A 14,812-nucleotide genomic window follows, 5' to 3' on the forward strand; every position below is an offset into this window, starting at 1 on the left:
TGCGGTGGGCTCGACACTAGACGGTTCCGGCGGCGCATGCCCTCGACGGCGTCAGGCATGGCCAGGCCGCGCAGCGGGCCTGGGCGTCGAACCGCGTGTTGGCGGTGCAGTGGGCGCCCGTGGCGGCGAACCTAGCCCGCCTGACCCACCGTGCCGTCGCCGTGCGGCGCGGCGCGGAACTCGGGCAGCGCCTCGGCGGCCGCCGACAGCGCGGCGAGCTGCGGGTAGCGCTCGGCCGACAGCAGTTCGGCCACCGTCTGCTGCATGAAGTGCCAGCCGACGGCGGCGGTCACCGCCGCCTGGCGCAGCGCGTCGCGCGCGGCCGGCAGCGGCGCGCGTTCGAGTTCACGCTCCAGTTCGTCGCAGGCCGCCTGCATCTGGCCGGTGACACGTTCGATCCACGGCGCGTGCTGCTTCTCCGGCGGGCGCAGGCCGCGCTCGTAGACGATCTGCACGCTTTTCTCCATCGCCGCCAGCGCCAGGCCCAGCAGGCGCAGGTCGCGTGCGCGTGCCGCCGGGTCCGCGGGCATCAGGCTGCGCGGGCGGGCCAGCGTCTCGGCGTAGTCGAGGATCAGCGTCGAGTCCATCAGCACCGTGCCGTCGTCGGCGATCAGCGTCGGCGCCTTGACGACCGGGTTCAGCGCGCTGAACTCGTCGAACTGGCGGAACACCGACAACGAGCGGTGTTCGAACGGCAGCCCGAGCAGCTGCAGCGAGACGGCGACGCGGCGCACGTAGGGTGAGTCGAGCATGCCGATCAGCTTCATCGTGGTTCTCTCCGGTTGGGGCCTGCGACTCTACGGGGCCGGTGGCCGGCCGGCCATCGAAGAGCCTGCCAGCCGCGCCAGCATCAGCAGGTCGTGCGGCCGGCCGCTGTGGAGATGCCTCGCGTATGCATATTCCGAAATGAAATAAAGATGGTCTTGTATACGGTTTTACGATTATTAGGAGCCTCTCGTCTAGACAAGCCGTTGCGGGAGGTGCATCGCATCTGAGGAGAAGAACACATGAAATCGATCCGTCCGCAGGCCTTCGTGCTGGCCGCGCTCGCGCTGGCCGCCAGCGGTGCCTGGGCCGACCGCCTGGCCGACATCCAGAAGGCCGGCGTGCTGCGTGTCGCCGCCTTCGACGCCAACCCGCCGTTCGGTTATGTCGACGCGAAGACGAAGAAGATCGTCGGCCTGGACGTCGACTACGCCGAGGCCTTCGCCAGGAAGCTCGGCGTCAAGCTGCAGATCGTGCCGACCAACCCGGCCAACCGCGTGCCGCTGCTGGCCTCGAACAAGGTCGACCTGGTCTTCGCCAACTTCACGATCACCGAGGAACGCGCCAAGGTCGTCGGCTTCAGCATCCCGTACTTCGCCTCGGGCACGCAGTTCATCGCCAGGAAGGGCACGCTGAAGTCGCCCGAGCAGCTGAGCGGCCTGCGCATCGGCGTCGACAAGGGCACGACCAACGAGATCCAGCTGCGCGAGAAGTACCCGCAGGCGACGCTGGTGGCCTACGACGACACGCCGTTCGCCTTCACCGCGCTGCGCAACGGCAACGTGCAGGCGATCTCGCAGGACGGCCCCAAGCTGATCGGCCTGCTGGCCAACGTGCCCGACCGCGACAAGTACGAGATCCCGCCGTTCGCGATCTCGCAGGACTACATCGGTGTCGGCATCCCGAAGGGCGAGACGGCGCTGACCGAGTTCGTCAACAAGACGCTGCTCGAGCTGGAAGCCGACGGCCGGGCGCAGAAGATCTACGACGCCTGGTTCGGCCCGACGACGAAGACGCCGCTCAAGCGCATCTTCAAGATCGGCGACAAGACCTGATCCCGGGCGGCCGCGCCGCCCTTGAACACCGCCGGGCCCGCGTCGATCGCGCGCCCGGCTTCGGCATTTCCGGATGGACTGGATTCCCCCCGTGCTGCGCCAGGACCTGCTGGCGCCCAAATACCTCGGCTGGCTGCTCGACGGCTGGGTCATGACGCTGTGGACGACGGCGATCGTCGTCGCCGCGGCGACGCTGCTCGGCGCGCTGCTGGCCGCGGCGCGCGAGAGCGGCCGGCCGGCGCTGACACGCGCCACCGGCGTCTACCTCTCGCTGTTTCGCAACACGCCGCTGCTGGTGCAGCTCTTCTTCTGGTACTTCGGCCTGCCGGCGCTGCTGCCCGAGGACCTGCTGCCCTGGCTGAACACGCCGCACGAGCTCGCGGTAGGCGGGCTGGTGCTGCGCTGGCCCTCGTTCGAGTTCCTGGCCGCGGTCACCGGGCTGGTGTTCTATTCGGCCGCCTATGTCGGCGAGGACATCCGCTCCGGCCTGCGCGGCGTGCCGGCCGGCCAGCGCGAAGCGGCGATCGCGCTCGGCCTGACGCCCTGGCAGGCGCTGCGCCACGTCGTGCTGCCGCAGGCGCTGCGCATCGCGCTGCCGCCGCTGCTGGGCCAGTACATGAACATCCTGAAGAACACCTCGCTGGGCATGGCGATCGGGCTGCTGGAGCTGTCCTACCGCACGCGCCAGGCCGAGGCCGAGACCTGGAAGACCTTCCAGGTCTACGGCGTCGCGACGCTGCTCTACGTCGTCGCCATCGTCGCGCTGCAGCTGCTGGGCCAGGTGCTGCAGAGCCGGCGCCAGCGCCGCGTTTCGGCGGCAGGGGGCTGAGGCGATGGACTTCTCGTTCCTGCTGGACGACCTGGGCTATCTGCTGTGGGGCACCTTCCCCGACGGCCCGCCCGGCGGCGCGCTGCTGACGCTGCTGCTGTCGGCCGGTTCGGGCATCGCCTCGGCGCTGCTCGGCCTGGGGCTGGGCGTGGCGCTGGTGATGCTCGACGGCGCGGCGCTGGCGCTGCTCAGCGCCGTGCTCGGCCTGCTGCGCGCGATCCCGGTGCTGATGCTGATCTTCTGGACCTACTTCCTGCTGCCCATCGTCTTCGGCGTCGACGTGCCCGGCGTGCTGTCGGTGATGGCGGCGCTGTCGCTGGTCGGCGGCGCCTACCTCGCGCACGCGGTGGCCGCCGGCATCCGCGGCGTCGGCGCGGGGCAGTGGGCGGCGGGCCTGGCGCTGGGCTTCACGCGCTGGGGCGCGCTGCGCCACGTCGTGCTGCCGCAGGCGCTGCGCATGATGCTGCCGTCCTTCGTCAACCAGTGGGTCACGCTGATCAAGGACAGCTCGCTGGCCTACATCGTCGGCGTCGGCGAGCTGTCGTTCCTGGCGACCCAGGTCAACGCCCGGGTGATGGTGCACCCGACCGAGGTCTTCCTCTTCGTCGGCGCCGTCTACTGGCTGCTGTGCAGCGCGCTCGACTGGGCGGCCGGCGCCGCGGCGCGTGCCGCCGGCGGCAGGGTGGCCGCCGCCGGCTGATCAAGCGCCGCCAGAGCGCGAAACCCGCGCAAGGGGCTGAGCGCGAGCCTCAGTGCGGCCGCTTCAGCGTGATGCGCACCGTCTGCGTCGCCAGGTGCACCTCGCGCAGGAAGTAGGCCAGGCCGACCAGCAGCGCCAGCGTCGCCGCGGTGAACAGCAGGCCGACGACGCCGCGCAGGCTGACCTGCAGGTAGACCTCGACGAACAGCGCGGCGATGACGGTGCAGACCAGCAGCGCGGCGCCGGCGCAGGCGGTGATCGCGGCGCCGGCGAAGCGCCGGCGGCGTTCCAGCGTCTGCAGTTCCAGCGACAGGTAGGGCTCGGCCACCGGCGGCGGCTGGCTCTCGGTCAGCTTGCGCCCGCGGTCGATGATGCGCGCCAGCCGCGAGGCCATCACGTTGAGCATGCCGGCGATGCCGGTCAGCAGGAACACCGGCGCCAGCGCCAGCTGGATCGCACGCGGCACGTCGCCGAGGGCGGAGGAGGGGTCGATCATGGCGGCGAGTATCGGCCAGCCATGCGAGCGGCGGGGTGCTCGCGATGCTGTATAAAAGAACAGCATCACTCCGCACGGTGCCCGCGTGCCCACCGCCCTCCCGCCCTACGCCGAGCTGCACTGCCGCAGCAATTTCAGCTTCCTCGTCGGGGCCTCGCACCCGGAGGAGCTGGTGGCGCGTGCACACGTGCTGGGCTATGCGGCACTCGCCATCACCGACGAAGGTTCGCTGGCCGGCGTCGTGCGCGCGCATGCCGAGGCCGAACGCCTGGGCTTGAAGCTGATCGTCGGCGCCGAGATGCGGCTGGCGCCGCCGCCCGAGACGCCTGACGCCGACGAGCCGCGCCTCGTGCTGCTGGCGCAGACGCGCCGCGGCTACGGCAACCTGGCGCACTGGATCACCGTCGCGCGCCGGCGCGCGGCCAAGGGCGAGTACCTGGCCTGGCGCAGCGACCTCGAAGGCGCCGTGCCGACTGCGCCTTTTCTCGCCGGGCTGCCCGGCTGCATCGCGCTGCTGCTGCCCGATGCGGCGCAGCCGCTGGAGACGGTGTTCGCGCATGCGTCGTGGCTGAAGACCTGGTTCGGCCCGGAGCGCGCCGCCGTCGCGCTGGAGCTGCTGCACCACGCCGGCGATGCCGACCTCGTGGACACCGTCACGCGCGTGGCGGCGCAGGCCGGGCTGCCGGTGGTCGCCGCCGGCGGCGTGTTGATGCACGCGCGCTCGCGCAAGCCGCTGCTCGACGTGCTGGCCGCCACCCGGCTCAAACGCCCGGTGGCCGAATGCGGCTTTGATCTGGAACCCAACGCCGAGGCCCATCTGCGCCCGCGCGCGCGGCTGGCGGCGCTGTACCGGCCCGAGTGGCTGGCGGCGACGCTGGCCGTCGCCGAGCGCTGCAGCTTCACGCTCGCCGAGCTGAAGTACGAGTACCCGCGCGAGATCGTGCCCGCGGGCCACACGCCGACCTCCTGGCTGCGCGAGCTGACCGAGTCGGGCGCGCGCCGGCGTTTCCCGGCCGGTGTGCCCGCCGCGGTGCGTGCGCAGATCGAGCACGAGCTGGCGCTGATCGCGCGCCTGGGCTACGAGCCGTACTTCCTCACCGTCGCCGACATCGTGCACTGGGCACGCGACCAGAAGATCCTGTGCCAGGGCCGCGGCAGCGCCGCCAACTCGGCGGTCTGCTACTGCCTGGAGGTCACCGCGGTCGACCCGTCGAAGTCGACGCTGCTGTTCGAGCGTTTCATCAGCGAGGAGCGCAACGAGCCGCCGGACATCGACATCGACTTCGAGCACCAGCGCCGCGAGGAGGTCATCCAGTACGTCTACCAGAAGTACGGCCGCCACCGCGCCGCGCTGACGGCGGTGGTCATCAGCTACCGGCCGCGTTCGGCGCTGCGCGACGTCGGCCGTGCGCTCGGGCTGGACCTGGACCGCATCGAGTCGGTCGCGCGCGGCCAGCAGTGGTTCGACGGCCGCCGCATCGACCCCGAGCGCTTGCGCGAGCAGGGTCTGGACCCGGCGGCGCCGCTGTGCCGGCTGTGGGTCGAGCTGACCGAGCAGTTGATCGGTTTCCCGCGCCACCTGAGCCAGCACCCCGGCGGCTTCGTCATCGCACGCGACGAGCTGTCGCAGCTGGTGCCGGTGGAGAACGCGGCGATGGAAGACCGCAGCGTCGTGCAGTGGGACAAGGACGACCTCGACGCGCTCGGCCTGATGAAGGTCGACCTGCTGGCGCTCGGCATGCTGAGCGCGATCCGGCGTGCGCTGGACTTCGTCGGCGCCAAATGCGGCGCGCCGCTGGCGCTGCACCAGATCCCGCAGGACGAGAAGCCGGTCTACGACATGCTCTCGGCCGGCGACAGCATCGGCGTCTTCCAGGTCGAGAGCCGGGCGCAGATGAGCATGCTGCCAAGGCTCAGACCCGAGAAGTTCTACGACCTCGTCATCGAGGTTGCGATCGTGCGCCCGGGGCCGATCCAGGGCGGCATGGTGCACCCCTACCTGAAGCGGCGCTGCGGCGAGGAGCCGGTCGACTACCCCAGCGCCGAGGTCAAGCAGGCGCTGGAGCGCACGCTGGGCGTGCCGATCTTCCAGGAGCAGGTGATGCAGCTGGCGATCCTGGCGGCCGACTTCACGCCCGGCGAGGCCGACCGGCTGCGCCGCGCGATGGCGGCCTGGAAGCGCAAGGGCGGGCTGGGGCCGTTCCACGAGCGCCTCGTCGGGCGCATGGTCGCCAAGGGCTACACGGCCGAGTTCGCCGAACGCATCTTCAAGCAGATCGAGGGCTTCGGCGAATACGGCTTCCCGGAGAGCCACGCAGCGAGCTTCGCGCAGCTGGTCTATGCCAGCGCCTGGCTCAAGCGCCACCACCCCGACGCCTTTCTGGCCGCGCTGCTGAACAGCCAGCCGATGGGCTTCTACGCCCCGGCGCAGCTGGTGCGCGACGCACGCGAGCACGGTGTCGTCGTGCGCCCGGTCGACGTCTTCCGCAGCGACTGGGAGACGACGCTGGAAGACGAGGCCGCGGCGCCCGGCGCGCCGCCGGGGCTGCGTGCGGTGCGGCTGGGTTTCAGCCGTGTCACCGGTTTCCCGCAGGACGCGGCCGGGCGGCTGGTCGCCGCGCGCGCGGCCGGCGGCGCCTTCGCCTCGGCCGAAGACCTGGCGCGGCGCGCCCGGCTGGACCGGCGTGAACTGGCGCTGCTGGCCGACGCCGGTGCGCTGGCCGCGCTGGCCGGCCACCGCCACCAGGCGGCCTGGGCCGTGGCCGGCATCGACGCGCGTGCGACGCCGCTGCTGCGCGCCACGCGCACCGAGGAGGCCGCCATCGCGTTGCCGGCGCCCGGCGCCGCCGAATCGGTGCTGGCCGACTACCGCGCCACCGGGCTGAGCCTGGAGCGCCACCCGCTGGCGCTGCTGCGCGAGCAGCTCGCCGCCTGCCGCGTGCAGCCGGCGGCGGTGCTGCGCGACTACCCCTCGGGCCGGCTGGCGCGCGCCAGCGGCCTGGTCACGCACCGCCAGCGGCCCGGCACGGCCAAGGGCGTGGTCTTCGTCACGCTGGAAGACGAGACCGGCAGCGTCAACGTCATCGTCTGGCCGGCGGTCGCCGAGGCCCAGCGCAAGGCGCTGCTGGGCAGCACGCTGCTGACGGTCTACGGCATCTGGCAGCGAGAAGGCGAGGTGCGCCACCTCGTCGCGCGCCGGCTCGTCGACCACAGCGCGTTGCTGCAGGGCCTGCAGGCGCGCAGCCGCGACTTCCACTGACGGGTTTGCGCCCGGCGGCCGGCGGGGCCCGCCTCGAACGCGGACAATCGCCTCATGCATCTCGCGATCGAATCCCTGCCGGCCCAGGGCGAGCCTGAACAGCTGGTGCTGCTGCTGCACGGCGTGGGCTCCAGCGGCGCATCGATGGCCGCGCTGGTGCAGGCGCTGCGCACCGAGTTCCCGCAAGCCGCGCTGCTGGCGCCCGACGCGCCCGAGGCCTTCGACGGCGGCGGCGCCGGCCGCCAGTGGTTCTCGGTCGCCGGCATCGACGAGACCAACCGCCCCGAACGTGTCGCCGAGGCGCTGCCGGCGCTGTGGAGCTGGGTGCGCGCCGAGCAGCGCCGCCTGGGCGTGCCGGCGCCGGCCACGGCGATCGCCGGCTTCTCGCAAGGCGCGATCCTGGCGCTGGAGACGGCCGCGCAGTGCGACGGCCTGGCCGGGCGCGTGCTCGCGTTCTCGGGCCGTTTCGCCCGCCTGCCGGCGCAGGCGCCGCGGCTGACGACGCTGCACCTGTTCCACGGCGCCACCGACGCGGTGATCGACGCCGCGCACGCGCGCCGCGCCTTCGAGACGCTGGCCGGCCTGAACGGCGACGCGACGCTGGACATCGCCGAAGGCCTGGGCCACGTGCTGCACCCGGCGCTGGTGGACCGCGCGATCTTCCGCCTGCGCCATCACATCCCGGCGCGCACCTGGGCCGAGGCCCTGGGCTCGGCGCCGCCGGGCGCGCGCGCCGACGACGAACCGCTGCACTGACACCGCCCCGATGCTCTACCTGCTGTCTCCGGCCAAGCGCCTGGATTACGAAACCCCCGTGCCCGCCGCCGTCGCGCGCAAGGCGAGCGACCCGCTGTTCGTCGAACGCGCCGCCGAGCTGATCGAGGTGATGCGCACCAAGACGCCGGCCGAGGTGGCATCGCTGATGTCGCTGTCGGACCCGCTCGCCCAGCTCAACGTCGCGCGCTACGGTGCCTGGGAGCCGGAGGCGACGGCGGCCAACAGCAAGCCGGCGGTGCTGGCCTTCGCCGGCGACGTCTACGAAGGCCTGGACGCCGGCTCGCTGGCCACCGCCGATCTCACCTGGGCGCAGCAGCACCTCGTCATCCTCTCCGGCCTGTACGGCGTGCTGCGCCCGCTGGACCGGCTGCAGCCCTACCGCCTGGAGATGGGCACGGCCGTGGCCACCGCGCGCGGCAAGGACCTCTACGCCTTCTGGGGCGACACGCTGGCCGAACACCTGAACGAGCGCCAGGCCGACGAGGCTTCGCCGGTGATCGTCAACCTCGCGTCGCAGGAGTACTCGCGCGCCGCGCTGCGCCCGGCGCTGAAGGCGCGCATCGTCGACTGCGTGTTCGAGGAATGGAAGCAGGACCGCTGGCGCATCGTCAGCTTCCACGCCAAGCGGGCGCGCGGGCTGATGGCACGCTGGGCGATCCAGCAGCGCATCGGCACGCCATCGCGGCTGAAGGGCTTCGCCGCCGAGGGTTACGCCTTCGACGCCGACGCGTCGGCGCCCGACCGGCTGGTGTTCCGCCGCCGCCAGGGCGGCTGAGCGCGCCGCGGCGCGGGTTCCGCCGGCACGGCGGCGCCGGCAGAATCGCGCCATGAGCCCCCAGACCGTGACCGCCGAACTGCGCCGCTGGATCCTGTCCCAGGCCGCCGCGGGCTGCCGCGCCGAGGACCTGCTGGCGTCGATGAAACGCAGCGGCTGGGCCGAGGACGTGGCGCGGGCCGCGCTGGCGGCCACGCTGGCCGACGCCGCCGTCGCCCCGGCGCCCGCGGGCGCCGCGTCCGTGCCCGAGCCGGCGCTGGCCGGCGCCCCCGGCGTGCTGCGTGCCGGCGACCGCGAGGTGCACGTGCTGGCGACGATGGCGCTGCCGCGCGTCGTCGTCTTCGGCGGCCTGCTGTCGGAGCAGGAGTGCGACGAACTCGTCGCGCTGGCGCAACCGCGGCTGCTGCGTTCGGAGACGGTGGACAACTCGACCGGCGGCAGCGAGGTCAACGCCGCGCGCACCAGCGACGGCATGTTCTTCGAGCGCGGCGAGACGCCGCTGATCGAGCGCATCGAGCGCCGCATCGCCGAGCTGGTGCACTGGCCGGTGGAGCGCGGCGAGGGCCTGCAGGTGCTGCATTACCGCCCCGGCGCGCAGTACAAACCGCACCACGACTTCTTCGACCCGGCGCACCCGGGCACGGCGAACATCCTGCGCCGCGGCGGCCAGCGTGTCGGCACCGTCGTGATCTACCTGAACACGCCGGCCGGCGGCGGCGCCACGACCTTCCCCGAGGTCGGGCTGGAGGTCCAGCCGATCAAGGGCAACGCCGTCTTCTTCAGCTACGAGCGCCCGCTGGCCTCCACCCGCACGCTGCACGGCGGTGCACCGGTGCTCGACGGCGAGAAGTGGGTGGCGACGAAGTGGCTGCGCGAAGGCGTGTTCGTCTGATCAGGCGCCGGCCAGCCGGCTGACGCCCCACCACGCCGCCCAGGCCGCGCCGGTCGACGCCGCCAGCGAGCCGGCGATCGTGACGCCGAACTTCGGCCCGCCGGCGACGAAGGCGGTGATCGAGCGCGTCACCGAGTTCGTCGTGATCGCCACCAGCACGCCGTAAGCCGCGGCCTGCAGTTCCAGCCGGCCCTCGCCGGCCAGCGCGCCGAGCGCGGCGCAGGCGGCGTGTGCGTCGGCCACCGCGGTCAGTGCCGCGCCGGCCAGCACACCGGCATCGCCGAAGTGCCGCTGCGCCCAGCCGACGCCTAGCGACGCACCGGCCAGCAGCACGGCCACCAGCAGCGCCTCGCGCGGGCGCAGCGGCCCGGCCTTGGACGACTCGGGCGCCGTGCCGCGCGCGCCACGTGCGCGCCACAGCCCGCCGGCCCCGGCGACGGCGATGCCGACGACGGCCGGCACCACGAGCATCGCCGCCAGCGGCGGCGAGGTCGCCGTCAGGATGACCAGCCCCAGCACCCAGGTGGCGGCGGTGGACAGCACGGCGCCGGCTTCGCAGGCCCGCGCCAGCGCCGGCTCGGCGCGCACGCGTGTGCCCATCGACGCGATCGTCGCGGTGCTGGAGACGAAGCCCGACAGCAGCCCCGACAAGGCCATGCCGGCGGTGGCGCCGAACAGCCGCAGCGCGACGTGGCCGCCGGCCTGCAGCACCAGGATCAGCGTCGCCAGCAGCCCCAGCGTGCGCGGCTGCAGCCCGCCGAGCCAGGCCACCGGCGTGGCCGGCAGCAGCGGCAGCACGACCAGCACCAGCGCCGCCAGCAGCAGCGCGTCGTGCAGCTCGGCCTCGCTGAGCGCCCGCGTCGCGAAGCGGTGCAGCCGCGCCTGCGCCGCCAGCAGCACGGCGATGACGACCGCCGCGCCGCCGCCCACCGGCGGCTGCTGCATCGACAGCACGCCGACGAGGTAGGTCACGAACAGCGCCAGCTCGGTCGTCATGCCCGGGTCGGCGCTGCGCTGCACGATCTGGCTGCGCCAGTAGGCCACCGCCGCCAGCGCCAGCACCGCCAGGCCGCCGCAGGCCACCAGCAGCGGCTCGTCCAGCGCCTGGGCGATGGCGCCGGCCAGCGCGGCCAGCGTGAAGCTGCGGATGCCGGCGGGCTCGCGGTCGGGGCCGCTGCCCTTGCGGCGCTCGCGCTCCAGGCCGATCAGCAGCCCGCCGCCGAGCGCCGACAGCAGGCCCAGCGCGAGCGGCGCGGAGGCGGTGTCGAGGCCCATCGCCTAGACGCTGACCTGCTCGCCGTGCTGCGGCACACGCGCCGCCCAGCCCAGCTCGTCGCGGATGCGCACGCGCAGCGCGTCGGCGGCGTCGGGTTCGCCGTGCACGACGAAGGTCTGGCGCGGCGCCTTGGGTGTCGTGCGCAGCCAGTCCATCAGCTCGTCGCTGTCGGCGTGGCCGGAGAAGCCTTCGAGGTGGCTGACCTCGCAGCGCACCGGCACGTACTCGCCGTGGATCTTGACCTCGGTGGCGCCGGCCACGAGCCGCGCGCCGCGGCTGCCGCCGACCTGGAAGCCGGGGAACACGACGTGGTGCTGCGGCGACGGCGCCATCGCCTTCAGGTGGTGCAGCACGCGCCCGCCGGTGGCCATGCCGCTGGCTGACAGGATGACGCAGGGGAAGCGGTGCGAGGTGAGGCGCATCGACTGCTGCGGCGTCTCGACCATGCGCACGCCTTCGCAGGCGGCCTTCAGCTCGGCGGGTTTCACGCGCAGCACCTTGGCGAAACGGCGGTACAGCTCGGTGGCCTGCACCGCCATCGGGCTGTCGAGGAAGATCGGCAGGTCCTTGGGGATCTGGCCGGCGCGCTTGAGGCGGTGCAGCACGACCATCAGCGCCTGCGCGCGGCCGACGGCGAAGGTCGGCATCAGCACCGAGCCGCCGCGGCGCACCGTCTCGCGCACGATCTCGCCGAGCCGTGCGGCGACGTCTTCGCTCTCGTGGGCGCGGTTGCCGTAGGTCGACTCGACGAGCAGCACGTCGGCCTCGGGCAGCGGCTGCGGCGGCGGCATCAGCAGGTCGACGCTGCGGCCGACGTCGCCGGAGAAGACGAGGCGCTCGCCGCGGCAGTCCAGCGTCACCGCGCAGGCGCCGAGCAGGTGGCCGACCGGGGTCAGCGTCACCGCGACGCTGCCGACCTTGAACGCCGAGCCGGTGTCCACCGGCGTCAGGCGCTGGATGGCGCGCGCGGCGTCGGCACGCGTGTACAGCGGCAGCGCCTTCTCGTGGCGCGAGTAGCCGAACTTGTTGGCGCGCCGCGCGTCCTCCTCCTGCAGCTTGGCGCTGTCGAGCAGCAGCACCTCGGCCAGCGCGCAGGTCGCGGGCGAGGCGTAGATGCGGCCCTTCCAGCCGTGTTTGACGAGCGCCGGCAGGTAGCCGCTGTGGTCCATGTGGGCGTGGCTCAGCACCACGGCCTCGGCGTCGAGCAGGGCCTGCGGCGGCGTCTGCCAGTTGCGCTCGCGCAGCACCTTGAAGCCCTGGAACAGGCCGCAGTCGAGCAGCAGGCGCTGGCCGCCGAGGTCCACGCGGTGGCGCGAGCCGGTCACGCTGTCGGCGGCGCCGAGGAAGTGCAGGTCCATGTCGTCGTTCTTTCTCTTCAGCGGGGGACGGGACGGCCGGGCTGCAGCGCGGCCGATTCGAGACGATGCAGGCCCGGTGCCGGGGCCGCCATCGTGTGCAGCAGCGCCGCGGCGACGTCGGCCGCGGCCACCGGGCGCCAGCGCGCCGGGATCCACCCGGCCAGCGGCCGCGACAGGTGCTGCGCCAGCGCTTCGCCGGGGCGCGGCGGCTGGCCGAGCGTGCCGCGGTCGCCGAGCAGCAGCGAAGGGCGGGCGACGACCAGCGTCTCGAAGCCCAGCGCCTCGATCGCGGCCTCGGCTTCGCCCTTGGTGCGCAGGTACAGGTTGGACGAGGCGGCATCGGCGCCCAGCGCCGAGACGAGCGCGAAGCGGCGCACGCCGGCGACACGCGCGGCGCGCGCGAAGGCGAGCACGGCGTCGAGGTCGACGGCGCGGAAGGCGGTGTCGGAGCCGGCCGCGGCGCGCGTCGTGCCCAGCGCACAGAACGCGGCTTCGGCCGGCGGCAGCGCGGCGAAGGCGCCAGCGGCGAGGAAGTCGGGGACCAGGACGTCGATGCGCCCGGCACGCGCCGGCAGCGGCCGCCGTGTCAGGCGGACCAGCGGCCCGGGGCCGGCCCAGCGCCGGTCGATCTCGCGGCCGACGAGCCCGGTGGCGCCGGCCAGCCACGCGGCGGGCGCCGCGCTGCCGTGGGGGATGGTCACGAGCCCATGCTAGCCGCGAGGTCTGCCGCGTGGCGGCAAGACCTTTCGTCGCACGTCAAAACGGCGCCATTTCGGCGCCGTCGGATCAGCGGGCAGGGCGGCGGATCAAATCGCCTCGGTGCGCGCCTTCAGCCAGGCCAGCGCGGCACCCGAGAGCTTGGGCGCCAGGCGCTCGCGCACCGTCGCGTGGTAGCGGTTGAGCCAGTCGATCTCGTCGGCGCGCAGCAGGCTGCGCTCGATGCAGCGTGTGTCGATCGGGCACAGCGTCAGCGTCTCGAACTCGAGGAACTCGCCGAAGCGGCCGTCCTCGGCGGTGGCCGCGGGCACCGCGAGCACCAGGTTCTCGATGCGCACGCCCCACTGGCCGGGGCGGTAGATGCCGGGTTCGATCGAGGTGATCATGCCCGGCTCGATCGCCATCTGCGGCTCGACGACGGCCTTGCTGATGGTCTGCGGGCCTTCGTGCACCGCCAGGCAGTAGCCGACGCCGTGGCCGGTGCCGTGGCCGTATTCGATGCCCTCGGCCCACAGCGGCGCACGCGCCAGCGCGTCGAGCATCGGGCCCGGCGTGCCACGCGGGAAACGCACGCGCGACAGCGCGATCGTGCCCTTGAGCACCAGCGTGTAGTCGCGTTTCATCGCCGGCGTCAGCGTGCCGATCGGCCAGACGCGCGTGATGTCGGTCGTGCCGCCGAAGTACTGGCCGCCGCTGTCGATCAGCAGCAGCGTGCCTTCGCCGGGCTTGACCTCGACGACGGCGTGCGACTCCTCGGTGGCTCGGTAGTGCGGCATCGCGCCGTTGGGGCCGAAGCCGGCGATCGTGCCGAAGCTCGGGCCCATCGAGCCCGGCCGGCGCGAACGTGCGGCGGCCAGCTTCTCGTCGATCGTCAGCTCGGTGATGCGCTCGTCGCCCAGCGCGCCTTCGAACCAGGCGTAGAACTCGCACATCGCGGCGCCGTCCTCGGCCATCGCCTCGCGCGTGAACTGGGCTTCCTCGGCGGTCTTGCGGCTCTTGGCCAGCGTGCTCGGGTTGATCTTCTCGACGACCGCGCAGCGCGCGCGCTCGCGCAGGCCCAGCGTCACGCGCTTGGGGTCCAGCAGCAGCGTCTCGGTCTCGGCGAGCGCGGCCAGCGCGTCGCCGGCGCCGGCGTAGGGCGCCAGCGTGAAGCCGTCGGCGGCCAGACGCTCGGCCAGGTCCGGCGCGATCTTGGCGTCGCCGATGAACAGCGTCGCGCGCTCGGCCGAGACCAGCAGGTGCGCCAGGAACACCGGGTTGTAGGGCACGTCCTGGCCGCGCAGGTTGGTGATCCAGGCGATGTCGTCGACGGTGGAGACGAAGTGCTGCGTCGCGCCGGCGGCCGCCATCGCCTCGCGCAGCGTCGCCAGCTTGGCGCTGCGCGGCACGGCGGCATAGGGCTGCGGATGCTCGCCGACCGGCGCGGCCGGCAGCGCCGGGCGATCGGGCCAGATCTGCTCGAGCAGGTCGAGGTCGGTGCGCAGCGTCACGCCTTTGGGCTCGAGCGCGGCGCGCAGCGCCTTGGCCGCGGCCAGGCCCAGCACCTGGCCGTCGACGACGACGCTGGCGCCGGCCGGCACCTGCGCCGCCAGCCAGTCGACGTGCGCCGAGGCGTTGCCGGTGGGGATGCGCTCGAGGGCGATGCCGCTGCCCTGCAGCTCGGCTTCGGCCTGTTCCCAGTAACGGCTGTCGGCGAACAGCGCCGCACGGTCGACGGTGACGACCAGCGTGCCCATCGAGCCGGTGAAGCCGGACAGCCACTGGCGGCCCTGCCAGCGTTCGGGCAGGTACTCGGAGAGATGCGGGTCGGCCGACGGGACGAGCAGCGCGTGGGCGCCGACGTCGGCGAGCGCGTCGCGCGTCCGTTCGATCCGCAGGCGGACCGGGGAGGTGCGGGTGTCCATGGGGGGAGG

13 protein-coding genes are annotated in these 14,812 nt (G+C 73.2%); 7 read left to right on the forward strand and 6 right to left on the reverse strand.

The window, feature by feature from the left end; translation table 11 throughout:
- Window positions 1–131: 131 nt before the first annotated feature.
- Entirely contained in the window at window positions 132–767 is a 636-nt protein-coding gene (locus LOC65_RS03305) for a glutathione S-transferase (protein ID WP_230246628.1), read from the reverse strand.
- 240 nt (window positions 768–1,007) lie between these two features.
- Between LOC65_RS03305 and LOC65_RS03310 the strand changes: the two genes are divergently transcribed.
- The 3 genes from LOC65_RS03310 (at window position 1,008) to LOC65_RS03320 (ending at window position 3,349) form a co-directional block, all read left to right on the forward strand.
- The gene (locus LOC65_RS03310; RefSeq protein ID WP_230246629.1) at window positions 1,008–1,820 is read left to right on the forward strand and encodes an ABC transporter substrate-binding protein; all 813 of its coding nucleotides are present in this window, start codon (window positions 1,008–1,010) and stop codon (window positions 1,818–1,820) included.
- 73 nt (window positions 1,821–1,893) lie between these two features.
- On the forward strand, window positions 1,894–2,649 hold the full coding sequence (locus LOC65_RS03315; RefSeq protein ID WP_230246630.1) for an amino acid ABC transporter permease: 756 nt from the start codon (window positions 1,894–1,896) through the stop codon (window positions 2,647–2,649).
- 4 nt (window positions 2,650–2,653) lie between these two features.
- Complete coding sequence (locus LOC65_RS03320; RefSeq protein ID WP_230246631.1) at window positions 2,654–3,349, forward strand: amino acid ABC transporter permease; 696 nt, start codon at window positions 2,654–2,656, stop codon at window positions 3,347–3,349.
- A 49-nt stretch (window positions 3,350–3,398) separates the two neighbouring features.
- Here LOC65_RS03320 and LOC65_RS03325 read toward each other — a convergent pair whose 3' ends face one another.
- On the reverse strand, window positions 3,399–3,845 hold the full coding sequence (locus LOC65_RS03325; RefSeq protein WP_164962842.1) for a DUF2721 domain-containing protein: 447 nt from the start codon (window positions 3,843–3,845) through the stop codon (window positions 3,399–3,401).
- Window positions 3,846–3,930: 85 nt separating this feature from the next.
- On the opposite strand from LOC65_RS03325, the gene LOC65_RS03330 reads away from it, so the two are divergent.
- The 4 genes from LOC65_RS03330 to LOC65_RS03345 are packed head-to-tail and all read left to right on the forward strand — an operon-like array spanning window position 3,931 to window position 9,548.
- Entirely contained in the window at window positions 3,931–7,104 is a 3,174-nt protein-coding gene (locus LOC65_RS03330; RefSeq protein ID WP_230246632.1) for an error-prone DNA polymerase, read from the forward strand.
- A gap of 54 nt (window positions 7,105–7,158) precedes the next feature.
- Window positions 7,159–7,860, forward strand: coding sequence for an esterase (gene ypfH, locus LOC65_RS03335; protein WP_230246634.1), 702 nt, complete (start codon window positions 7,159–7,161; stop codon window positions 7,858–7,860).
- Window positions 7,861–7,870: 10 nt separating this feature from the next.
- A complete protein-coding gene (yaaA, locus tag LOC65_RS03340; RefSeq protein WP_230246635.1) occupies window positions 7,871–8,656 on the forward strand; it encodes a peroxide stress protein YaaA in 786 nt (261 codons plus the stop codon).
- Between the two features lie 52 nt (window positions 8,657–8,708).
- Window positions 8,709–9,548 (forward strand): 2OG-Fe(II) oxygenase, encoded by an 840-nt coding sequence (locus LOC65_RS03345; protein WP_029718783.1) that lies wholly within the window; start codon window positions 8,709–8,711, stop codon window positions 9,546–9,548.
- Here the strand turns inward: LOC65_RS03345 and LOC65_RS03350 are convergent, their stop codons facing one another.
- The 4 genes from LOC65_RS03350 to LOC65_RS03365 form a co-directional block, all read right to left on the reverse strand.
- Complete coding sequence (locus LOC65_RS03350) at window positions 9,549–10,823, reverse strand: DUF4010 domain-containing protein (RefSeq protein ID WP_164962838.1); 1,275 nt, start codon at window positions 10,821–10,823, stop codon at window positions 9,549–9,551.
- A 3-nt stretch (window positions 10,824–10,826) separates the two neighbouring features.
- Entirely contained in the window at window positions 10,827–12,182 is a 1,356-nt protein-coding gene (locus LOC65_RS03355; RefSeq protein WP_230246636.1) for an MBL fold metallo-hydrolase RNA specificity domain-containing protein, read from the reverse strand.
- 17 nt (window positions 12,183–12,199) lie between these two features.
- Window positions 12,200–12,883: an NAD(P)H-binding protein gene (locus tag LOC65_RS03360; protein WP_230246637.1), complete on the reverse strand. Its 684-nt coding sequence runs from the start codon at window positions 12,881–12,883 to the stop codon at window positions 12,200–12,202.
- 105 nt (window positions 12,884–12,988) lie between these two features.
- A complete protein-coding gene (locus tag LOC65_RS03365; RefSeq protein ID WP_230246638.1) occupies window positions 12,989–14,803 on the reverse strand; it encodes an aminopeptidase P family protein in 1,815 nt (604 codons plus the stop codon).
- Window positions 14,804–14,812 lie beyond the last annotated feature (9 nt).

It is taken from the genome of Rubrivivax sp. JA1055 (assembly GCF_020966565.1).
Lineage (GTDB): Bacteria > Pseudomonadota > Gammaproteobacteria > Burkholderiales > Burkholderiaceae_C > Rubrivivax > Rubrivivax benzoatilyticus.